Here is a 23,643-nt window from a genome sequence, read left to right as displayed (position 1 = left end):
ATGGTGTACTTCCCGTTCAGTTACGTATTGCTACTGCGGTCAGTTCGTCTGCGAGATATGGCGGTATCAACCGGCAGTGGTCTGGATATGACTGCTGTGTTTGCCGGTGTGATGTTGCCGTTATGACAGCAGCTCGCACAGCTGCCAGTGACTCCGGTATGGTCAGGCGCACTGCAGTCCAGCTCGTCTGCGAGATGACAGGTTCACAGCAAACGTGGTCGCAGATATGACTGCTGTGCGCGGTGCGGTGAACGCCGTTGTGGCAGCTCGCGCAGCCGCCGTAACGCCGGCGTGGTCAACCTCACCGCGCTCCAGCTCGTCTGCGAGATATGGCAGGTATCACAACCAACGGTGGTCTGCACATAAGCCACTGTGCTTGCCGACCCAACCGTGGTGCCGTTATGGCAACTCGCGCAGCGCAGTGACTCCGGCGATGGTCAAAACGCACTGCGGTCCAGCCCGTCTGCGAGGATGTGGCAGGTTTCGCAGCCGGCGGTGGTCTGCACATGGCCACTGTGCTTGCCGGTAGCCGTGGTGCCGTTGTGGCAGCTAGCGCAGCTGCAGTGACCCGGCGTGGTCAAAACGCTGCGGTCCAACCCGTCTGAGAGAGGATATGGCGGGTATCGCAACCGGCGGTGATGCACACATGACCACTGTGCGCGGTGGCGGTAATTGCCGTTGTGGCGCTCGCGCAGCTACCGGTGACTCGGCGTGATCAAACCGCACGGCGGTCAGCCAAAATCCTGTGAGATGTGGCAGGTTTCACGCCAGCCGGCGGTGGTCTGCATGATGCACTATTAGCGCCGGTAGCGATAGTGCCGTTAAGGCAACTCGCACAGCTACCGGTGACTCCGGCGTGGTCAAAACGCACGGCGGTCCAGCCTGTCTGTGAGATGTGGCAGGTTTCGCAGCCGGCAGTCGTCTGCACATGACCACTGTGTTTACCGGTAGCCGTGGTGCCGTTATGACAACTCGCACAGCTGCCGGAGACCAGACCATGATCGAAGCGCACTGTATTCCAGGCGTTGGTCGAGATATGGCAGCTATCGCACTGGCCAGTGGTTAAGACATGGCTGGAGTGTTTGCCCGTAGCCGATGTACCGTTGTGACAGCTGCTGCAGGTGCCTGCCACGCCATCGTGGCGGAAGGTACCCACGAGCCAGGTTGTAGTGGTGGTGTGGCAAGTATCGCAGGCAGCAGTTGTCTGAATGTGAGTGCTGTGCTTGCCGGTCGCGGTGGAACCGTTGTGGCAGGATGCACAACTGCCGGTCACGTTGCTGTGGTCGAAGCGCACACTGCTCCAGGAGGTCTGGGAAGTGTGGCAGGCATCGCACTGGGCGGCGGTCTGCACATGACCGGCGTTCTTGCCGGTGGCCGTCGTCCCATTGTGACAGGTGTTGCAGGAACCGCTTGCCGCACCGTGGTCAAAACGCACGCTGGTCCAATTCGAGTTGGAGATATGACAACGACTGCATTCGCCGCTGGTCTGAACATGGCCTGAGTGTTTACCGGTCGCCGTGGCGCCATTGTGACAGCTTGAGCAGGTACCGTTCACACTCCCATGATCGAAGCGCACGCTCTTCCAGTTCGCCTCCGAGGTATGGCAGACATCACACTGGGCAGCAGTATTCACATGGCCGGCACTCTTACCGACTGAAGTGATGCCGTTATGACAGCTGGAGCACCTGCCAGCCGCGCTCTCGTGCCTGAAGTTGACCGAGGTCCAGGCCTTGGTCGATATATGGCAGGTGTCGCACTGGGAAGCTGTGGTCACATGGGCGCCGTGCTTGCCGGTGGCGCTGCTGCCGTTATGGCAGGAGCTGCAGGTGCCAGTGACGTTTGCATGATCGAAGGTACCGGTACGCCAGGTTTGCGTGGTGTGGCAGGTGTCACACTGTCCCGTCGTCACAATGTGCGTTGAGTGCTTGCCCGCAGCGTTCGCACCATTATGGCAGGAGCTGCAGCTACCCGTTGCATTGGCGTGATCGAATCTGCCGCCGCGCCAGGTCTGGATCGTGTGGCAAGTGTCACACTGTCCCGTCGTCACAATGTGCGTGGAGTGCTTGCCGGTGGCATTCGCCCCATTGTGGCATGAGCTGCAGCTACCCGCTGCATCAGCATGGTCAAAGCTGCCGCCAAGCCATGTCTGGGTCGTGTGACAAGTGTCGCACTGGGCACTGGTCTTGATGTGTTTGCCGCCTTTGCCGGATGCATTGACGCTGTTGTGACAGGAGGAGCAGGTGCCGGCAACATTGGCATGATCGAAGACACCGCCACGCCAAGTCTGAGTCGTGTGGCAGGTATCGCACTGTTCGGTAGTCCTGATGTGCCTGCCCGGTTTGCCGGTGGCCTTGGAGCCGTTGTGGCAACGTGTACAGGAAGCGGTGTCAAGTTGGGTGTGATCGAGCTTGGCGATCGCCCACCGACCAGTGGAGTGGCAGGTATCGCACTGTGCAGTGGTCTGCGGGTGGTCGCTGGCCTTGCCCAATGCCCTACTTCCGTTATGGCAGCTGGTGCAGGTACCGAGAACCGCCACATGATCGACCCTTCGAACCTTGCGCCAACTGAAGGATGAGTGACAGAACTGACAGTTATTGGTAGTCGCTATGTGAGCAACTGTCTTGCCCGCAGCCTTGTTCCCATCATGGCAACGTTCGCACGTATCTGTGACACTGCCGTGATCAAAACGGGCTACCCGCCAGGTTGACGAAGTATGGCAGTTATCGCAGGTATCTTCGCTCTTGATATGGTTCGCCCCCTTGCCTTCCGCCCGGGCGCCATTATGGCAACTCGCGCAACGGGTGGGCGTCCCTTTGAAGATGGCGTTGGTATGGCACTGCTCGCACTCGACCCGCTTGTGACCGCCGGTCAGGGGAAAACCGGTCATAAAATGATCGAAGGACTCCGCAGCGGATGCACTGTTCCAAACGGTCTGGAATGCCGTCAGGGATAGGGTAAGGAGCAGCATCGTCACCATTCTGCCGATCGATCTGCTTCTCATCAGGTTTACCTTTGCCATTTGTCTAGTCCCACCATGTGCGTTTATCGCAATAATCATTTCATTTTCACTTCGCTGAAGGAGTCGCTGCTATGGCAGCGTTTGCATTTTCTGCCGTAGGCTCCGCGGTGTTTATCTTGCTGCCGATGGCAGCTGTAACAATCCTTGCCCAACTTTTTGTCCGAGGTTTTTTCCCGGTGACAGGCATGGCAGTTCAGCCCTTCGTGGCTGCCTTCGAGCTTAAATTCTGTTTGAGCATTGTGATCGAACATCCATATCGTCCATCCGTTCGGCGAATGGCACGTTTCACATTGCTCGGACAAACGCCCTTTGTGCGAGTCATCACCAGAGTGGCAGGAGACGCACTCGGTCTTCTCATCCTTGTATTCGCTGGAGAGATGGCACTCTTCACAGGCCAGCGCGTTGTGCTGGCCGATTAAGGGGAAACGGGTCAGATCGTGGTCGAAAAAAACTTTCGCGTCCCAGCCATCGGTGTTGTGACACCGGACACACACCTTGCCCTGTTGCTCCTTATGCACGTCATCGTCGGCATGACAGGCGATGCAGGTGGTTTCCAGCGCCTGTTTCTCTTTCTGCGCAGAGGTATGACAGGCCTCGCAAGGCAATTTTGTATGGCGGCCGTCAAGGATGAATTTAGTATCTTTTGCGTGATCAAAACCGATCTCAGCCCACCCCTTAATGGAGTGACAGTTGTGACACTCCCTGCCGTTCACACCTCGATGCACGTCATCCAGGCGGTGGCAGGCGTAACAATCCTTTTCCAGTTTTTTCTTGTACAGAGGCCCTTTGTGGCAACTGTTGCAAGCAAGTTTGCGATGCCGGTATTGCAGCTTGTATTTGGTATCGCGGTCGTGATCGAACCTGACTTCGTTCCACTTCTCGGTGGTGTGGCACTCCTTGCATTTTTCACCAAACTGCCCGCCATGGATGTCATTGATCTGATGGCAGAGATGACACTCCTTAGGTGTCTTCTTGTAACGCTCACCGGGATGGCAGAGCTTGCACTTGAGATCCAGGTGCTTGCCTTCGAGCTTGTATTCGGTGTCTTTGTTGTGGTCGAAATCAAAATACTTCCAACCACGCTCCACATGACATTTATCGCACTTCTCACCCAGACCACCGCGATGAGGATCGGCCTCCTTATGGCAGTCGACACATAAGGAAAGCTCTACAAAATACTTTTTGCCCTGTTCATGACAAGAGTTGCAGGGGACCTGTTTGTGCAGCCCCTTCAGCTTGAAATCCGCTGCTTCGTGTAAAAAGGAACCCTCATCGAACAATACCACCCGTGCGCCGCGCCCCTTATGATCAGTATGACAGTGCTTGCAGGAAACCTTGTCGGGTTGCGCCTTGCGACCGTGGTAACCCTCCTTCAGCTTAATATCATTGGCGATATTTGCGTGGTCATGGCAGCCGAGGCAGAGCTGACTCTGTCTTTTCTGCTCAAGCTTTTCGTGGCATTTTTCGCACTCATCCTCAAACGCCGCATGCCCCTCGATCACGTCACCTGGCATCAACAGGCGATCGAAAACCCCAAAGGCCTGCCGGACAAACGCCCATCGTGCGATCATCACCAGAGTGGCAGAGACGCACTCCGGTCTTCTCATCACTTGTATTCTACGCTGGAGAGATGGCACTCTTCACAGGCCAGCGCGTTGTGCTGGCCGATTAAAGAAACGGGCGGGTCAGATCGTGGTCGAAAAAAACTTTCGCGTCCCAGCCATCGGTGACTGTGACACCGGACACACACTGCTGCCCTGTTGCTCCTTATGCATCATCATCGGCATGACGGTGGCGATGCAGGTGGTTTTCCAGCGCCTGTTTCTCTTTCTGCACAGAGGTATGACCCAGGCCTCGCAAGGCAATTTTATGGCGGCCGTCAGGATGAATTTAGTATCTTGCGTGATCAAAACCGATCTCAGCCCACCCTTGATGGGTGACAGTTGTGACACTCCTGCCGTTCACACTCGTGCACGTCATCCAGGCGGTGGCAGGCGTAACAATCGCCTCCAGTTTTTCTTGTACAGAAGAGGCCCTTTGGCAGGCAACTGTTGCAAAACGGGGGTTACGATGCCGGTATTGCAGCTTGTATTTGGTATCGCGGTCGTGATCCGAACCTGACTTCGTTCACTTCTCGGTGGTGTGGCACTCCTTGCATTTTCACCAAACTGCCGCCATGGATGTCATTGATCTGATGGCAAAGATGACACTCCTTAGGTGTCTTCTTGTAACGCTCACCGGGATGGCAAAGCTTGCACTTGAGATCCAGGTGCTTGCCTTCGAGCTTGTATTCGGTGTCTTTGTTGTGGTCGAAATCAAAATGCTTCCAGCCACGCTCCACATGACATTTATCGCACTTCTCACCCAGACCGCCGCGATGAGGATCGGCCTCCTTATGGCAGTCGACACATAAGGAAAACTCTACGAAATACTTTTTGCCCTGTTCATGACAGGAGTTGCAGGGGACCTGTTTGTGCAGCCCCTTCAACTTGAAATCCGCCGCTTCGTGTAGAAAGGAGCTCTCATCGAACAATACCACCCGTGCGCCGCGCCCCTTATGGTCAGTATGACAGTGCTTGCATGAAACCTTGTCGGGTTGCGCCTTGCGACCGTGGTAACCCTCCTTCAGCTTAATATCGCTGGCGATATTTGCGTGGTCATGGCAGCCAAGGCAGAGCTGACTCTGTCTTTTCTGTTCAAGCTTTTCGTGGCATTTTTCGCACTCATCCTCAAACGCCGCATGCCCCTCGATCACGTCACCTGGCATCAACAGGCGATCGAAAACCCCAAAGGCCTGGACGGTTGTATTTGGGACGAAAGCAAACATCAGCAAAATGAAGGTATATGGGAGCCGCAAAATGATGTCACAGAACCGGTCAAGGCTCTCTCTCAGTAGATGTGGACTGCATAGATATGGATAAACCCGGTTACCAGCATCATGAAAAACAGCGGCAGATGCAGGACATGCCACAGGGAAAAGAGACGCTCGTAAAAATGCAGTTCAAGAATACGAACCGAGGCTCGCTTGTGTGTGCCAATGAGCAACCTTACGGTTTTTCTATAGCTGCGGGTTCGCTCTGGCTTCCAACCCAATTCCTTGGCAGATTGCTTTAGCTGCCGGTTAAACTCCCTTTGGATGTGCCTGTAAAGTACAGGGGCCTCGATACGGATGCGCAGCCAGTTGACGAAGCTCTTGAACAGGCTTTCATGCACGTTGACGACCCGCCCTTCGAACCGGGCCAGGCGCTCTTTGGTCCCTGGCGCCAGTTCGAACAACCGGCCAAGTTTGCGGGTCAGCAACGCGGAATCCGATTTCAGTCTGTTAAATTTGATTTTGCCGCCATGGAGACCGTAGTGGATCCTGGAATAGACAAAACGGCCCGCCAGACCGCTGATCGCCACGGTAATCATGCTGAACAAGGCCACCCGGCCGTTGAGCGAACCGAGATGAAAATTGCTGTGCAGCATCACCAGGGTCGGGCCAAGCACACCCATTAACATATGGAAACGAAACCAGAATTTCACGGTGAGCATCTGCTTCATCCACCCAACCCGTTTGCGCAACGAATAGAGCAGCAGCAGCAGCATCATGCTTCCGCCAACAATGCCGAGCGCATATCCCAGTCCCTCTTCAGGCGTCAGGATCAGTTCATCGCGGTTGATCCAGCCAGAATAGAGCACTAACGTAACAAATAGCGTAAGCAACCAGCCCCCGAAACCTGAAAACTGACCATTTTCTGGCAGCACATCGCTACCGTCGGCCGCAGCCCGTTTTTTTTCTATCTGTTTCACAGAATTCAACACAATTCCACTCATTGCGACTTCGCCTGTTTATAATTGTCTGGTGTTTCCATATCGATAGCGTCTTGCTTCTGTGTAGAAGCTGCCTCTTGGCGACGCCGATTCGGCTGCCCGAAAAAACCACCGCTAATATTTGGGAATTATTTACCAATTACGGTTACATTTTAACTGGCCCGACGCTCCCTGCATACACCTGATCGGCAACGAATCCCATAACATGAGCCTTCGATCACACCATGGCTGCTGTGCAGTGCTGAAACATGAAACAGTTCGCATTGTTCCTGAGCTGCTGTGTCTATCTCAGGCTGAAATTGCAAATTTATGCCACGCCGAGCGGCGCAGGCTGGATGAATGAGCCACTTGACCAGGATTGCCCGCCCCCTCCCGATGCGACTCCAGGCCAAACAGCGAAAACATCTATTTGATAAGCTGTATTTAGATGTAAAAACTCATCACGTACACTCCGAATCCTGGTATATCAACGCCTCCACCTCTGCCGTGGTGGCAGGTACGACCTCGATATTCTCAAAATAAAAAACCATAGCGACGCTACATACGAGTAAAAGTGCAGCGATCGTATAGGACGCCACCGCTGTCGCATCGTCGTTGACCTTTTCCGGTCGACCAATTCCAGTCATCTTCAAGCACCTCTTAGCTTTTCTTCTCTTAATAGTGAAAATTTAGATGATAGAAAAAATAATAACTGCCGGTAATATTGGGCAAGATCGGACTGAAAATCTCCTAGTTTCCCAGTTGGAAAAGATGAATTTAACAGGTAGGTAAACACCCCAGTTGTCTTGTGGGGTAGTAACCAATAGCAAATCCAGTATATTGCAGATAAACAATGACTTACCTTAATACTAGGACTACGAATATGTATATTTCGTGTTGACATCCCATTATCAGGGCTGCACTGAACAGCAAACTGCGCAATAACGCCGAATGAATCCAGGGAAAGTTTGGCTATAATCCCTAGTGCATTAGGGACGCAGACAATCCTGCCGACATGAGTATCGAGTAAAAGGGGATCGTTTTCGTCCAGTAAATCAAGTACTAAATTCCGCTAATTGCAGCTTGTGGGGGGGGGTGCATGGAAAAACAATTACGAGTCGTTATCGCTGAAGACCATACAATTCTGAGGGCAGGATTGAAGTCGCTATTGGAAGGCACTTCGGATTACAGTGTCGTCGGAGAAGCGGAAAACGGACGCGAAGCCATTCGCTGTGTCGCGGACAAGAAACCGGACTTGGCGATCATGGACCTGAATATGCCCAGCATGAACGGGATGGACGCCGTGCAGGAGATACGCAAAAGGTTTCCTGAGACAAAGATCCTGGTATTAACCGTCCACAATGCGGAGGAGTATGTCCTGGCAAGCCTGAATGCGGGCGCTAACGGATATATCCTCAAAGATGCAACCCATTCTGAACTCCTGGTCGCGGTTGAACGGGTAATGAATGGCAAGACCTACCTCAGCCCCGACATTACCGACAAAGTTGTGCAGGGATATCTGATCGGTCAAAAGAATTCTGAACCTGCGACCGAATGGGACACCATCACCAAGCGTGAGAAACAGATCCTGAAATTGGTGGCGGAGGGGCACACCAACAAGAGCATGGCAGAATTCCTCTGTATCAGTATCAAAACAGTGGAAAAACACCGGGCCAATCTGATGAAGAAACTCGATCTTCACAATGCATCGGCGCTTACCACTTATGCCTTGAATAAAGGCATCGTCTCCCACTGATCGTTACTTTTTGACAGCAGGATCAAGAAATAAAGTGTAAACCGAGAGATTGCCACGATTTTCCCAGACAGGCAGGATTGTTTCCTGCCCTATCTTGCCGGCGTATTGCGCCACCCGCAAATTGATACTTGCCGGCAAGGGCCTGGGACAGCCATACAGTTTCCGCAAAAATCCTTTCTCTTTACCCACCCTTCTGGAGAAAAAATCCGATTGTCGCAGTTGATCCAGTCGGCATATAACAGCAAAATATCGGGCAATGTCAGTCACCAGCCGGAAAACCGACCGTAATCCAGCGGCACCATTGTAATCCACCACGACTCATTTCCTGGCCACCTGTTGTGCAGAATTCAACATAGTTCCGCTCATTACGACTTCGCCTCGTATATGATTATTCAATATTTTCATCAAACCGCCGATTACATCGTAACTGCCCTACAGCTACGCTAAAATATGAAAGAGTCCGTATTGCTCCTCAGCTACTACCTCCCCCCCCTGCTCCTGATCTGGGGCATCTACCTGGGTCTGAAGAAGCTTAAACATCGCCACAGCCACTCAATCTGGCAAGAGGAATCGGAAGCCGGTCTGACCGAGCCAGCCTCCCTGCATCCGGTGATAGATCCCAAGCGGTGCATGGGTTGCGGCAGCTGCGTCAGTGCCTGCCCCGAGCAGAACAACCACTCTGTTCTCGGACTGATCGGCGGCAAGGCCAAGCTGATCGCACCCACCAACTGTATCGGCCATGGCGCCTGCAAGACCGCCTGTCCTTTTGATGCCATCACCCTGGTATTCGGCACCGAACGGAGGGGAGTCGACATCCCCGTGCTCAAGCCCAACTTTGAAACCACCATGCCCGATATCTTCATCGCCGGGGAACTGGGAGGCATGGGTCTGATCCGCAACGCTATCGAACAGGGAGTCAAGGCGCTCGATGCATTAATGGAAGGCCGTAACCCACAACACCCCCATGACTACGACGTAGTCATCGTGGGGGCCGGTCCGGCGGGTTTCTCCGCCGCGCTTCGGGCGCACGAATTGGGCTTGAACTACCTGGTGGTGGAACAGGATTCTCTGGGAGGCACTGTGTTTCAGTTTCCCCGTGGCAAGCTGGTGATGACGGCACCGGTGGAACTTCCTCTGGTGGGCAAGGTAAAGTTTACCGAAACCACTAAGGAGGAACTCCTCGAATTCTGGAGCCGGGTGGAAAAAAAGACCGGGATCCACATCAGCTACCAGGAGAAGGTGGAAAACATCGAGCCGCACGGCAAGGCAGGATACCGGATCACCACTTCGAAGGACGAGTACAACACACTCAAGGTATTACTCGCTATCGGCCGCCGCGGCACTCCACGTAAACTCGGTGTACCAGGGGAGGAGCAGAGCAAGGTTGTCTATCGGTTGATTGACCCGGAACAATACCGGGGAGAACACGTCCTGGTGGTGGGTGGCGGTGACAGCGCCCTGGAGGCCGCCACCTCCATCGCGGAACAACCGGGGACTACGGTCACCCTCTCCTACCGCAGCGGCTCCTTCTCACGGGCCAAAAAGAAAAACCGGCAGAAGGTGGAAACTGCAGATGAGAATGGAACCTTGCAGGTCCTGATGAACTCAAACGTCAAGTCATTCACCGAGAAACAAGTCACCATTGAACAACAGGAAGACCTCATCGAAATACCTAACGATGCGGCCATCGTCTGCGCCGGCGGTATACTGCCGACCGGATTCCTGAAACAGATAGGCGTAGAAGTCGACACAAAACATGGCACCGCATGATCGCAATCTCCGGCATTTCCCGGGTTTCACCGTTACCCTGCTCTGCTCTCTTCTGCTCTCCATCATGCCCCTGTCGGTTGCTGCGGAGACACTGGAAGAGGCGCGGACCGCAGTGCGAATGCGCCAATTCGAGAAGGCGGTAGAGATCTACGAGCAACTGGCTGAGGCTGGGGATGCAAAGGCTCAATATGCCGTTGCAGGCATGTACCGGGCCGGAAAAGGGGTAAAAAAGGATTTTTCCAAGGCCTTCTTCTGGTTCGGCAAAGCAGCGAAGCAGGATTTTGCCAAAGCCCAATACAACCTGGGCAATCTTTATGAGTATGGCTGGGGAGTCACCACCGACCGGGAACAGGCCCTGCGCTGGTACCAGACTGCAGCGGAACAGGGGCATCGCCAGGCAAAGCGAAAAGTTGAGCGACTCACCGCAAGCATGGCCGCAAAAAACGGCGAAGGTATTTCTGCACGCATGATCGATGCCTCGGCCTCCGGCGATCTGGGACTTGTGCGTGAACTCTTGCGGCAAGGGGCAGATATCGACGCCACCGACTCAGATATGCGCACCGCCCTCTACTCGGCGGTACTCAACGGACATACACAAACTGTCGCCGAGCTATTGAAAATGGGTGCCGATATCTCCATCGGCGACAGACTGGGCAACACTCCGCTGCATACTGCCATCCGTCTTGGCCAGCTTGAAGAGACGCGTCTGTTACTCGATGCCGGTGCCGACATCGAGCAACGGGATCCGGTGGGCAATACCGCCCTGATCCTTGCCGCCGGCAAGGGACTGACTGCCGTCACAGCACTGTTGATCAAGCGGGGCGCCAATCCAAGAGCCGACAACAAAAAGGGGCAGTCAGCCATGCAGCTGGCCTGGCGGCGAAAACATCACACCGTGGTGATCCAACTGGAACAGGCGGGAATAGAACGCCCCACACCGGTCAAACAGCGCGTCAGCAAGCGGACACCGCAACTCTCCGACTTCTCTGACGGCTTGGTGGTTGCGGGCGAGGAACAGCCCTTTGCCGGCTGGCCAACCCTCAATATTGCGGCCTGGCGCGGCAGCGACTCCCTGGTCGACGCCCTGCTGAAACAGGGTGCCGACATCAACGCCCAGGATCCCGAAGGCCTTACCGCCCTCGCCCGGGCCGCTTGGCAGGGACAGATAAAAATCGTGCAGCGGCTGCTGAAGGCTGGGGCCAATCCCGAAATTGCCACAGAAGAGGGAGCCACGCCCCTTTTCCATGCGGCAAAAAAGGGACAGATCAAGATTGTACGGGAGTTGCTCGCCCGAGGCGCAAAGGTCGATGCGGCGCTGAATGACGGCACCTCACCGCTACTAACGGCAGTGAAGAACGCGCATCGGGATATTGTTTCATTACTGCTCGATCAAGGTGCAGCAGCCGATAGCAGGAAACGAGACGGCACAACCCCCCTTATGCTCGCAGCCTGCATGGAAGAGGCTGACTTTATCCGGATGCTGCTGGACGCCAAGGCCAATCCCGGTAGCATCGATGACTCAGGGCACGATGCTCTTTGGTTCGCAGTCAAACGGGGAACCCTGGAAGGTCTGAAACTGCTATCGACAAAGAAAGCCAATATCCATCGCCAATATCGGCAGAAAGAGACGCTATTAATCCTCGCGGCGTCCCGGGGCGAAGCAGGCATGGTTGATATTCTGCTCAAGGACAACGGCAACATCGACCAGACAGGTAGTACCGGCAATACGGCGCTGATGATGGCATCCCACCTCGGACACGAAAAGATCGTCGCTATGCTGCTGCAAAAGGGCAGCAATCCCGACCTGAGAAACCACAACGGCGATTCGGCCCTGATGCTCGCGGCGCGGGAGGGACACCAGGCAGTCATCAAGCGGCTGCTTGCTGGCAATGCCAATCCCAATCTGAGAAATAAAAAACGCGAACAGGCAATTGATCTGGCCCGACTCAACAACCACACGGCCATCGTCGAACGGCTGGAGCAGACAGGATCCGGGTCAGAGTGGCTCGATATGTTCCGCCTCTCGCGCTGACTGGCTCTGGCTGGGTTCGCGCCGGGAGCTGTAGCCTCCAGAGCCAAGTAGTAGAAACACGTACCGACAAGTAGTAGTTGGCGGTATAAAAGCTCACTCCCCCACTGCCTATAATCCCTACTCAGGCACTTTTTTCCCGTTTGAGATGGGTCGCAAAAGGGCGAAAGCACCACTCCCGCCCATCACCCCCTCTCGGGCCACATAGGCGCGAAAAGTCGTACACCATGGTTTTGCGGATTACATCCACCCCTCCACTCAATCTGCTGCTGCTCCTGTGGCTGGTGGCTCCATCTATTCCTGCAGCCACGCTCACCCCGGTCTTGCAAAGCAGTTTGACCGCCGCCCGCTCTACCGGAGATCTGCCGGTAATCATCCGGTTCAGTGACAAACTGAATATCCGTGCGCTTCGAAAAGAGGTAAAAATGATCGTCGGCGCTGATCGCCCGGAGGGTAGACGGGGGCACCGCCTTAAACGGCAACATGCCAAAAGGGCGCTGATTGTCGATACCATGAAGCGCAAGGCGCGCCGGGGCAAGCGTCTGCTCAGACACTTTCTCAAGGCGCGGGGGGAACCGCGGCCGCTGAAGTCGCTATGGGCCATCAACGCCTTGGCAGGAGAGATCCCGGCATACCTGATCGAGGAGATGGCGGCCCTGCCCGGCGTGGAGCGCATTTCTATCGATACCGTCTATACCCTGGCCGCCCCCGCAGGCAACCGCCCCTCAGGACTCCCCATGTGGAACCTGGAGAGTATCAACGCGGTGTCACTTTGGGAGACAGGACTCGAGGGGCAGGGGATCGTGGTTGGGGTCATGGACTCCGGCGTCGACATGAATCACCCAGACCTGATCGATAACTGGCGAGGCGGTGACAATAGCTGGTTCGATCCCTACGGCCAACACAGTCTGCCGGTGGACTTTACCGGTCATGGCACCCAGGCCACCGGCGTGATTCTCGGCGGTAGCGCCAGCGGTTACCAGATTGGCGCCGCTCCCGAAGCAGAGTGGATCGCCGCCCGGATCTTCGACGACAGCAATCAGGCAACACTGAGCGCGATCCACCAGGCGTTTCAGTGGATGCTGGATCCCGATGGCGATCCCACTACCGACGATGCGCCGGACGTGATCAACAACTCCTGGGGGTTCGCCAACACCATCAACGAATGCTACCAGGAGTTCGCAGAAGATATCCGGCTACTGAAAGAGGCTGACATCTCAGTTATCTTCGCCGCGGGCAATTTCGGACCCAATGCCGAATCGAGCATCAGTCCGGCCAACGATCCCACTGTAGTCTCGGTCGGCTCGGTGGATAGCTATAACGACATCGCTATCTCCAGCAGCCGTGGTCCCGGTGCCTGCGACGGGGGAACCTTTCCCAAGCTGGTCGCCCCCGGTGAGAATATCTTCACTGCCGACAGGTTGCCGCTCACCTATAACGTAGTCTCCGGCACCTCCTTCGCCGCACCCCATGTAGCCGGGGCTATCGCACTTCTCAAGAGTGCCTTCCCCTCTGCCACCGTCTCCCAGCTCGAAACTTCGCTGCTGGAATCCTCTATCGATATTGGCCCGGCAGGCGCAGACGGCGAGTTCGGCTATGGGCTGCTCAATGTGGCCGGTGCCTATAACTGGTTAATCGACGATCTCGGCCTGAGCGGGGCCGGCATCCTGATGTTTGGGGAGAAGGCATACAGCATCGACGAAAAGACGAAAACCCTGACCCTGACCCTATACCGCATCGGTGGCAGTGTGGGCGAGATCTCCGTGGACTTTCAGACCAGCGACATCTCCGCCATTGCCGGCCTGGGCCACGACTACCTGGAAAGAGCCGACACCCTGGTTTTCAGCGACGGAGAGACCGCCCGCAGTTTTGACATAACAATTCTGGACGATAGCGAAGACGAAATGGATGAGGGTTTCCAGGTCACCCTCTACAATCCCCAGGGAGGAGCAGTGTTGGGTGGGCGCAGTAGCGTCCCAGTCACAATCCTGGACGACGACGGCCCCGGGAACCTCATCTTCGAGGCCTTATCCTATGCGGTTAACGAGAGCCACCCCAAGGTCACTCTCTCCGTCCTGCGTCTGGGCGGCAGCTCCGGTCGAATCACCGTTGACTTCGCCACCCAAGGTGGATCAGCGACAGCAGGGGCCGATTTCGAACCAAAGACGGGCACCCTGACCTTCGAAGAGGGCGTGACCAGCAGCTTGATCTCGGTAGACCTGCTGGATGACGACACATACGAAGGTAACGAAACATTCGATCTGATCCTTTCAAATGCCACCGGTGGAGCCACGCTGGGAGTCCCGGCTGCGACCACGGTAAGCCTGCTGGATGACGACGCCGGAGAGACATTGCCAACTTTCACCTTCTCCGCCTCCCAGTACAATGTTGATGAGTCTGACGGGCGGGTCGAAATCACGGTACAGCGTCTGGGGGACAGTTCAGGTTCCTATTCGGTGGATTACAGGACTGCGGCCGGCAGCGCTGTAGAGGGGGACGATTTCATCCAGATAGACGGCACCCTTACCTTTTTCGCTGGGGCGAACAGCCGCACGTTTGAGGTGGAGGTTCTGAATGACGGCATCTTCGAATCTACCGAGACCTTCTCCCTGGCGCTCTACAATCCCTCCAGCGGCTCTGCACTGGGACAGACCTCCGCAACCCTGATCAGAATCGGTGACGACGATGCCCAACCCGGCGTCGGCCTCTTCAGCGCCGGCGTGAACGGCGGTCTTTCCGGCGGTTCCAGCAGCGGAAGCCTAGGAACCCAGAGCCGCATTGCAGCCGGCGGCACGGCACAAGAAGCCAACGGGAGCAAGGGACAGGCAGGATCCTTCAGCTTCGCTATCGGTAATTTCCTCGGTGTATTGGATGTCAACGGTGATGCGTTGTTAAAGCCTGACGACGACACCGAACTGCACTCTTCCGCCGATGCCGACGTGGCTGGTGACGACCCTCTACCCGGCACTGATTGCAGCGAAGCTGAGACGCGCCTCCATCCTGACGGCATCAAAACAGAGGGAGACGGCATCAACCAGGACTGCAAAGGACAAGACCGGCAACTGGATCGCCAGAGCAAAACTTCAGATCTGGATCAAACCGGCAGACAGGTTACGCAACCGGCAGAAGATGGCGCGACGCCCTGACCACCCTCAACGTGGCTTCGTCCATATGCTATGCGTTTTGTAACTTTCAGCTACCCCACAAAAGTGTGGGGAACACGGAATCGTAGGATGTGCTGAGCGTAGCGATGCGCATCTGTCGCGAATGATGCGGTTCGTTCCTCACCAGCATCCTACACAGTATCGCTGTATCCAGCATGGGCTGAAGAGTTGCTGCGTTTTGCAGTGAGGATCAGCGCGCACCCCACTCCATGATCGGGACAAGTCGACCCCGTTCACCCGCGGTCACCCTGGCAATGTAGTACCCCTTGGAGAGGAATCTCTGCCCCGGGGCGAGGCTGATGCGTGGATAGACCGAGGTATAGGGGGCATTATCGACCATGTGTTCGATACGTTCGATGAAGTAGTCCCTGAAGAAGTAACCACGGATATGTGTCATGGCGTCGCCGGCAGCCTTGAGTGCAAAAAAGGCGTTTGCCTGAATCCGCTGATGATCTGACGCATAGATCCGCTTTGCCCGAAACCATCCCGTTGACCTGACAAGCAACCGCCGCATACGAGACGGCAATTCATGGGGATGAACGAATCGGGTCTTCCCTTTCAACCCCTCAGGCAGGCTGCTGGCCCGATCCCGGTAGAGGGTGGTAGAGAGATAGATCTGTTCGGGTCCATTTTTACCTTCCAGCCAAGGCTGGTATGACTGCATGGCTTCATGGGACAGCCAGAGGACTGCTACGATTCCTTGCCAGTCCTTTGCGGAAATCGAGTCCACATCGCCACCCCCGGCATCCACATCGATAGACGTAATACCGACACCGGCTTTTTCCAACTGTGCGGCGAAGGCGTCAGCGGCCGCCTTCGACAATCGGTCAGTACCATTATAGAGCTGGACGATCTTTTTCCTTTCCGGTTCTGCATTAAGCAGATAACGAGCCACGCCCTCCCCTTCCTGGATCACGCCTCTTGAAAAATAGAGGGAGTAGAAGTCCTGATCAGAATCCACCGGAAGATCGGTGGTCGGAAAGAGACATGGCAGTTGTTCGGCCTCGCAGTATTCATGAATCGGCCGCCAGTCTCCGTTGACCGCGCCGCTGATCACCGCAAAGACAGGCTGACTGCGATAGTGTGCAGCCAGTTGCTCCGGCCAGGTGCTCTCCTCGCCTTTGAGCTCCCAGACGTGGTGGCGCCACTTCCGATAGTTGCCCATGATCCATTTTTTATGCCAGGGCGGGTTGGCTGAGCGTTTACTCTCGTAACGGGTTTCGGTGTTTTTCTGCTTGAAAAAGGTCTGCATGACATCAATCAGCGCCTTGCGTTCCGCTTTCGGTAGCCTGTCGGATATGATCGTCGCGAAATGAACCTCGGTTTCGGAGACGCCGGGAGAAGGTTCAGCGGATAGTTCCTTCAGGTATTCGAGCAGGACATTGAGTTCCTCATCCGTCAGCGAATAGCGGGGCATATTGGGATCCAGCGCAGCACCATTGGCATCGATCCCTCCGATGAGGGCTGCCTTCAGCATATCGTCGTCGTAGGCTGGTCGCAAAATCGGTGCGGCGGGCGGCCTGCTGGTGGGGATCTGCAGCGGGTTATAGAGCAATTTACCGGTAACAGCCGGTACCACTTGCTGTCCCTCACTGGAACCCATGCCACTACGCCGGTGACAGGCGCCACACCTGACCTGCTCACCGGTAACCTTGACATCACCCTGAATGTAGGCGGTCATCGGCTTCCCTGACGGCAGTACCCCCTCCATGAACATCCTGCGGCCAAGTTCCTGGCGATCTGGATCGGCAGCCCAAACGGTTTGGGCTTGCATCAGCACCAATAGCTGAAACAAGCCCAAGATTACACTAACTGTCTGTTTATGCATTTAGAGATATTTTCTCAGGAGACCTTCAACGTGAAACCAGTCGCTCATACTCCTTGACGATATCGTCAGCACTGGCAATTCCTTCAATCCTGACCCAGGGTGAATCTCCATCAGCCCGCAGAAAGGTCAGGGGTTCGTGACTCATCTTCGTACCCCGGTAGGCATCGAAAGCCTTCTCGATAGCGATGATGTCTTCAACCCTGCCGGTCAAAAACCGCCATTGATCATCTGCTCCATAGAGACGGGCATACTCATTCAGTCTCTCTGGCGTATCATATTCCGGATCGATGGAGATCGAAACCATTGTCACATTCCGGCTCTCGGATCCCAACGACTCCCGAACCTGACTAAAGGTTGCCGACAAGACGGGACAGATAGTGGTGCATGTGGTGAAGATGAAATTCAGCATCACCGGCTTGTCACCCTCCAGTTCTGTGGCCAGTGATGTGGGCTGACCATCCATGGAGACCAGCTTACGCTCCGGCATCCGGTAGTTATGCTCTGAACGTCTGTAGCCCTTGGAACTGGCGATAACCCGGCGATAGCGAAGTTGATTTTCCTCGCTCCTAACACCGCCGACGATAGTGGGAAATTCACGCTCTTTGTCAGCCGCCTCCCCCTGTGCGTGAAAGGCGCAGTCCGGTTTCAGGGTTGCGGCGACACTATCCGCACTCGCTTCGTATAGAGACAACAGGCCGTTCGCCGATGACACTGTGGAAACCATGCCAGCACTCAATAGCCCAGCCAGGAGTAACGTCCTGAATCCGCCACCCATCAGCAGCTTTACCGTACCCAATCTGATTCCTGTCATCGACTCTCTCCTGATGTTCCGTAGCCAAACCCCTAGCAGTAAAATCAATAGCCAGCCTCCGATGCCACCGCCACCACCCGAAGAAGTCTGGGGCGTCGTGGGAGTCGAACTGGGCACGATTGCAACACCACTGGGATCCTCGATCTTACCGTTGGCGCGACGGTCAGCATCATTAAGACCGCCATCCTCAATCATTAGCTCTACACAGTAGTGCCCTTCATGCAATCCTGCAATGTAGGTCACATCCCTCGGAGCCGGGCAAATACCCAACTCTCCCGGTGCTGAGGAGACGCTGTTTTTGGCATCGACGACGAAGTCGTGCCAACCCACATCATCGGTATAGAGACGGTAGACCGCGTTGGCGGGAATCGCCTGATGGACAGGTATGACGATGCGCACTGACTGACCGACATACGCAAGTCCTTCGATTTCAAACTCGAAGATACCGCCTACATGAGTGTAACTATCCTGCGGATCCGCGACACCACCACCAGAACCGTTGACCCGATCGATGAACGCCTGCTCATCCAGGTAGGCGGAGTAGTCATCATCTCTGATCTTCTCCTCGGAGAGCTCCAACTTAAGACCAGGCTCAGTGATCAGCAGAAAATGATCTGAATCTCCATTCTGACCGGCGAGAATATAGTCGCCGTCATGGGGATCGAGATAATCTGGAATACCATCCTCATCCTCATCTTCCGCGCCTTCGTCAAAGTCGCTGATACCATCACTGTCGGAGTCAGAACCGTCGTCGTCGAAAATCGGGGCAGATACACGCACCCTGACCGACTTATCCACCGTGATGGTATTGCTGGCGGAATCGGTCACGCTGACCACCACCTTGTATGTTCCATCCACCAAACCCAAAGGATCAAAAGTAACGGTATTGGTGGGCTGCGCCCCAAGCGGTAGGGCTAGTCCGTTATCGCTTTGACTCCAGTCGTAGGTATGGGTGTCAGCCGGATTAGGATCGTTCACTACTGCTGTGATTGTCACCTGGCCCGCATCGCCAAATACCGTCGCTGTGGTCACGTTGTTCTGCGAGCCGGTAATGATGACCACAGGCGGCAGATTTATCTCTGTCACATTCACATTGATGGTATGCACGTTATGCGCACCGAAGGTGGCATTGGCACCTGTATTCAGCAGCGTAACCTCTACCCTGGCGACACCGGCATTCTGGATCGGATATTGAATGCTCGCCTGATTTGAAGGCACTGCGCCGGCGGCGATATTTACCGTTCCAGCAATAGTAGTTTGCGCCACTGTCCCGTCGGTCGTGTCAAAATCCTCGATCTGATAGTCGATCACAACTGGATACTCGGGTGCATCGCCGTTGAGAAAGACGGGAATGTCGACCGTCGATCCCGGACTCGCCAGTTGGTCGATACCGAAATTGACCATGGGCAGCACATCAACTGTCTGTACTACCGAGGCCATATTTGAGCTAATGTCAATGGCACGCCAAGTGATCAGATGACGTCCCGGCGCAAACGGCCCGGTCAGATCAGCCACTGGAGTCACAGCACCATCGACATCATCCAGCGCTGTCACCACCCCGAGATCAACCGAAGTGAACGGTCCCGTTGAGGGAACGGAAATCACCTGATCCTGAATCGTGATGACCGGTGCAACCCCGTCATCGTCATCGGTGATGGTTACCGTGGCGGAGGCCAGACCCAGGGTGGTATCCACCGGGTTGGAGAGGTTCAGGGTGAAGGTTTCACTCGGCTCCCAAACGGTATCGCCGGTTGGGGTGAGTGTAAGAGTCTTGCTCAGTTCACCATCAAGGAAGGTCAGCGTACCACTGATAGCCGTGTAGTCATCAGGCGCGGTGGCAGTGCCATCCGCCGTGGCGTAGTCGACCGTTACCGTGCCGTCCGAGCCCCCGGTGCGGTCCACAGTCAGGGTGATAGCGGGACCACTCTCCGACAGGGTTGCAGTGGCGCTGCTCAGGTCCAGGGTACCGGCACTGCGTAGATCGTCATCGGTGATGGTTACCGTGGCAGTGGCCAGGCCCAGGGATGCATCCACTGGGTTGGAGAGGGTCAGGGTAAAAGTCTCACTCGGCTCCCAGGTCACATCATCGATTGGGGTCAGTGTGACTGTCTTGCTGGTCTCTCCATTGAGGAAGGTTAGCGTACCGCTGAGGGCCGTGTAGTCACTCGCTGCTGAGGCGGTAACATCTGCTGTTGCATAGTCAACCGTTACTGTGCCATCCGAGCCGCCTGTGCGGTTCACGGTCATAATCACCGCAGGACCACTCTCTGGCAGGGTCACTGTAGTGCTGTTCAGGGCCAGGGTGCCTGCATTTCGCGTATCGTCATCACTGATGGTTACTGTAGCAGTAGCCAGGCCCAGGGATGCATCCACCGCATTACTCAGGGTCAGGGTGAAGTCTTCACTTGGCTCCCAGGTCGTATCACTGGTCGGGGTCAAGGTCAGGGTCTTACTCAACTCACCGTCGAGGAAGGTCAATGTGCCGTTGATGGCAGTGTAATCACCAGGCGCGGTGGCAGTGCCATCCGCAGTTGCGTAATCGACCATTACCGTGCCATCAGAGCCGCCTGTGCGATCCACAGTCAGCGTGATTGCAGGACCACCCTCCGACAGGGTCGCAGTGGCGGCACTCAGGGCTAAAGTGCCTGAAGTCCGTGTATCGTCATCGTTGATGGTCACTGTGGCAGTGGTCAGACCCAGGGTGGCATCCACCGCGTTGCTCAGGGTCAGGGTGAAGGTCTCACTCGGCTCCCAAGTCGTGTCATCGATGGGAGTCAGTGTGACAGTCTTGCTGGTCTCTCCGTTGAGGAAGGTCAGGGTACCATTGAGGGCAGTGTAATCACCCGGAGCGGTGGCGGTGCCATCCGTCGTAGCATAGTCCACACTTACCGTACCGTCTGACCCGCCAGTGCGGTTCACGGTCATAATCACCGCTGGGCCACTCTCTGGCAGGGTCACTGTAGTGCTGTTCAGGGCCAGGGCGCCGGCATTGCGTGTATCGTCATCGTTGATGGTCACTGTGGCAGTGGCCAGACCCAGGGATGCATCCACCGCGTTGCTCAGGGTCAGGGTGAAGGTCTCACTCGGCTCCCAGGTCGCATCATTGATTGGGGTCAGTGTGACTGTCTTGCTGGTCTCTCCATTGAGGAAGGTCAGGGTGCCGCTGATGGCCGTGTAGTCACCAGGCGCAGTAGCAGTGCCATCCGTCGTGGCATAGTCCACCGTCACAGTCCCATCCGAACCGCCAGTGCGGTTCACGGTCAGCGTAACGGCGGGACCACTCTCCGACAGAGTTGCAGTGGCGCTGTTCAGGGCCAGAGTGCCTGAAGTCCGTGTATCGTCATCGTTGATGGTCACTGTGGCAGTGGTCAGACCCAGGGTGGCATCCACCTGGTTGGAGAGGGTCAGGGTGAAGGCCTCACTCGGCTCCCAGGTCGCATCATCGATGGGGGTCAGTGTGACTGTCTTGCTGGTCTCTCCATTGAGGAAGGTAAGGGTGCCGCTGATGGCCGTGTAGTCACCGGGCGCGGTGGCGGTACCATCCGTCGTGGCATAGTCCACGGATACAGTGCCGTCAGTGCCACCGGTGCGGTTCACGGTCATAATCACCGCTGGGCCACTCTCTGGCAGGGTCACTGTAGTGCTGTTCAGAGCCAGGGCGCCTGCATTGCGTGTATCGTCATCGTTGATGGTCACCGCGGTACTGTTCTGTCCGCCCAGGGTGGCATCAACCGGATTGGAAAGGCTCAGGGTGAAGTCTTCACTCGGCTCCCAGGTCGTATCACTGGCCGGGGTCAAGGTCAGGGTCTTGCTCAGTTCGCCATCAAGGAAGATCAACGTGCCATTGAGCGCGGTGTAATCACCAGGCGCGGTGGCAGTACCGTCCGCTGTGGCGTAATCGACCGTTACCGTGCCATCAGAGCCGCCTGTACGATCTACAGTCAGCGTGATAGCAGGACCACTCTCCGACAGGGTTGCGGTGGCGCTGCTCAGGGCTAAAGTGCCTGAAGTCCGTGTATCGTCATCGTTGATGGTCACTGTGGCAGTGGCCAGGCCCAGGGATGCATCCACCGGGTTGGAGAGGGTCAGGGTGAAGGCTTCACTCGGCTCCCAGGTCGCATCATCGATTGGGGTCAGGGTGACTGTCTTGCTGGTCTCTCCGTTGAGGAAGGTCAGGGTGCCGCTAATGGCAGTGTAGTCACCGGGCGCGGTGGCGGAACCATCCGTCGTGGCATAGTCCACACTTACTGTGCCGTCCGATCCGCCAGTGCGGTTCACGGTCATAATCACCGCCGGACCACTCTCTGGCAGGGTCACTGTAGTGCTGTTCAGGGCCAGGGCGCCGGCATTGCGTGTATCGTCATCGGTGATGGTCGCTGTCGCAGTGGCCAGACCCAGGCTGGCATCAACCGGGTTGGAGAGCGTCAGGGTAAAGGTCTCACTTGGCTCCCAGGTCGTGTCACTGGTTGGGGTCAAGGTCAGGGCCTTACTCAACTCACCGTCAAGGAAGGTCAATGTACCGCTGATTGCCTGATAGTCACTGGCTGCAGTAGCAGTAACATCCGCCGTGGCGTAGTCGACCGTCACCGTGCCGTCCGAGCCTCCGGTGCGGTCCACAGTCAGCGTGACAGCAGGACCACTCTCCGACAGGGTTGCGGTGGCGCTGCTCAGGGCTAAAGTACCTGAAGTCCGTGTATCGTCATCGGTAATGGTTACCGTGGCAGTGGACAGGCCCAGACTGGCATCCACCACATTGCTCAGAGTCAGGGTGAAGGTCTCACTCGGCTCCCAGGTCGCATCATTGATTGGGGTCAGTGTGACTGTCTTGCTGGTCTCTCCATTGAGGAAGGTAAGGGTGCCATTGAGGACGGTGTAGTCTCCCGGTGCAGTGGCGGTTTCATTCGCAGTCGTATAGTCCACGGATACAGTGCCGTCAGTGCCACCGGTGCGGTTCACGGTCATAATCACGGCCGGACCGCTCTCCGACAGGGTTGCGGTTGCACTACTCAGAGCCAGGGTGCCAGAAGTCCGTGTATCGTCATCGGTAATGGTTACCGTGGTGCTGGTCTGGGTGCCCAGGCTTGCCGCTACTGGATTGCTCAGGGTGACGGAGAAGTCTTCACTCGGTTCCCAGGTCGTATCATTGGTCGGAGTCAGCGTGACTGTCTTGCTGATCTCCCCTTCGAGGAAGGTCAGTGTGCCGTTGAGCGCGGTGTAGTCTCCCGGTGCTGTGGCAGTGACATCCGCCGTGGCGTAGTCGACCGTCACCGTGCCATCCGAGCCGCCGGTGTATCCACAGTCAGCGTGACAGCAGGACCACTCTCCGACAATTGCGGCGGCACTCTGTGATCCAAGGTACCGGCATTACGACGTCGTCATCGGTGATGGTTACCGTGGTGCTGCTCTGCGCCCATGTACCTTGCCGCCACTGGATTGGAGAGCAATACGTAACCGGAAACGAAGCATACCGATGG

The 23,643-nt window shown here is 56.0% G+C and carries 11 protein-coding genes; 4 read left to right on the top strand and 7 right to left on the bottom strand.

Features of this window, described 5'->3' with window-relative positions; translation table 11 throughout:
- Positions 1-715: 715 nt before the first annotated feature.
- From G9Q73_RS05675 to G9Q73_RS05655, 5 genes are all read right to left on the bottom strand, one after another.
- Positions 716-3,001 (bottom strand): cytochrome C, encoded by a 2,286-nt coding sequence (locus G9Q73_RS05675; protein ID WP_177418934.1) that lies wholly within the window; start codon positions 2,999-3,001, stop codon positions 716-718.
- 53 nt (positions 3,002-3,054) lie between these two features.
- On the bottom strand, positions 3,055-4,626 hold the full coding sequence (locus G9Q73_RS05670; protein WP_246345049.1) for a cytochrome C: 1,572 nt from the start codon (positions 4,624-4,626) through the stop codon (positions 3,055-3,057).
- Between the two features lie 458 nt (positions 4,627-5,084).
- A complete protein-coding gene (locus G9Q73_RS05665; RefSeq protein ID WP_177418933.1) occupies positions 5,085-5,846 on the bottom strand; it encodes a cytochrome c3 family protein in 762 nt (253 codons plus the stop codon).
- 62 nt (positions 5,847-5,908) lie between these two features.
- Positions 5,909-6,835: a transcriptional regulator gene (locus G9Q73_RS05660; protein ID WP_177418932.1), complete on the bottom strand. Its 927-nt coding sequence runs from the start codon at positions 6,833-6,835 to the stop codon at positions 5,909-5,911.
- A 437-nt stretch (positions 6,836-7,272) separates the two neighbouring features.
- Entirely contained in the window at positions 7,273-7,458 is a 186-nt protein-coding gene (locus G9Q73_RS05655; protein WP_177418931.1) for a hypothetical protein, read from the bottom strand.
- A gap of 452 nt (positions 7,459-7,910) precedes the next feature.
- Between G9Q73_RS05655 and G9Q73_RS05650 the strand changes: the two genes are divergently transcribed.
- The 4 genes from G9Q73_RS05650 to G9Q73_RS05635 all read left to right on the top strand — a co-directional run bounded on the left by G9Q73_RS05650 (position 7,911) and on the right by G9Q73_RS05635 (position 15,512).
- Complete coding sequence (locus tag G9Q73_RS05650; RefSeq protein ID WP_177418930.1) at positions 7,911-8,567, top strand: response regulator; 657 nt, start codon at positions 7,911-7,913, stop codon at positions 8,565-8,567.
- 450 nt (positions 8,568-9,017) lie between these two features.
- Positions 9,018-10,337 (top strand): NAD(P)-binding domain-containing protein, encoded by a 1,320-nt coding sequence (locus G9Q73_RS05645; RefSeq protein WP_177418929.1) that lies wholly within the window; start codon positions 9,018-9,020, stop codon positions 10,335-10,337.
- The gene (locus G9Q73_RS05640; RefSeq protein ID WP_177418928.1) at positions 10,324-12,369 is read left to right on the top strand and encodes an ankyrin repeat domain-containing protein; all 2,046 of its coding nucleotides are present in this window, start codon (positions 10,324-10,326) and stop codon (positions 12,367-12,369) included. Before G9Q73_RS05645 ends, G9Q73_RS05640 begins: the two co-directional genes overlap by 14 nt.
- Before the next feature lie 224 nt (positions 12,370-12,593).
- A complete protein-coding gene (locus G9Q73_RS05635; RefSeq protein ID WP_177418927.1) occupies positions 12,594-15,512 on the top strand; it encodes a Calx-beta domain-containing protein in 2,919 nt (972 codons plus the stop codon).
- A 208-nt stretch (positions 15,513-15,720) separates the two neighbouring features.
- Here the strand turns inward: G9Q73_RS05635 and G9Q73_RS05630 are convergent, their stop codons facing one another.
- Together G9Q73_RS05630 and G9Q73_RS19470 are read right to left on the bottom strand one after the other, a co-directional pair.
- Positions 15,721-17,304 carry a c-type cytochrome gene (locus tag G9Q73_RS05630; RefSeq protein ID WP_177418926.1) on the bottom strand — a complete coding sequence of 528 codons (1,584 nt, stop codon included), beginning with the start codon at positions 17,302-17,304 and terminating at the stop codon, positions 15,721-15,723.
- A 79-nt stretch (positions 17,305-17,383) separates the two neighbouring features.
- Entirely contained in the window at positions 17,384-23,437 is a 6,054-nt protein-coding gene (locus G9Q73_RS19470; RefSeq protein ID WP_177418925.1) for a Calx-beta domain-containing protein, read from the bottom strand.
- Positions 23,438-23,643 lie beyond the last annotated feature (206 nt).

Source organism: endosymbiont of Lamellibrachia barhami (assembly GCF_011947365.2).
In the GTDB taxonomy this organism is placed as follows: domain Bacteria; phylum Pseudomonadota; class Gammaproteobacteria; order Chromatiales; family Chromatiaceae; genus QGON01.
The sequence above is the reverse complement of the archived record's forward strand: the minus strand, read 5'-3'. Positions and strand labels throughout refer to the sequence as shown.

Bases quoted from the DNA above. Each gene is read 5' to 3' on its own strand.
- G9Q73_RS05675 (WP_177418934.1), bottom strand. From the start codon at position 3,001: ATGAGAAGCAGATCGATCGGCAGAATGGTGACGATGCTGCTCCTTACC.
- G9Q73_RS05670 (WP_246345049.1), bottom strand. From the start codon at position 4,626: ATGAGAAGACCGGAGTGCGTCTCTGCCACTCTGGTGATGATCGCACGA.
- G9Q73_RS05665 (WP_177418933.1), bottom strand. From the start codon at position 5,846: ATGTTTGCTTTCGTCCCAAATACAACCGTCCAGGCCTTTGGGGTTTTC.
- G9Q73_RS05660 (WP_177418932.1), bottom strand. From the start codon at position 6,835: ATGAGTGGAATTGTGTTGAATTCTGTGAAACAGATAGAAAAAAAACGG.
- G9Q73_RS05655 (WP_177418931.1), bottom strand. From the start codon at position 7,458: ATGACTGGAATTGGTCGACCGGAAAAGGTCAACGACGATGCGACAGCG.
- G9Q73_RS05650 (WP_177418930.1), top strand. From the start codon at position 7,911: ATGGAAAAACAATTACGAGTCGTTATCGCTGAAGACCATACAATTCTG.
- G9Q73_RS05645 (WP_177418929.1), top strand. From the start codon at position 9,018: ATGAAAGAGTCCGTATTGCTCCTCAGCTACTACCTCCCCCCCCTGCTC.
- G9Q73_RS05640 (WP_177418928.1), top strand. From the start codon at position 10,324: ATGGCACCGCATGATCGCAATCTCCGGCATTTCCCGGGTTTCACCGTT.
- G9Q73_RS05635 (WP_177418927.1), top strand. From the start codon at position 12,594: ATGGTTTTGCGGATTACATCCACCCCTCCACTCAATCTGCTGCTGCTC.
- G9Q73_RS05630 (WP_177418926.1), bottom strand. From the start codon at position 17,304: ATGCAAGCCCAAACCGTTTGGGCTGCCGATCCAGATCGCCAGGAACTT.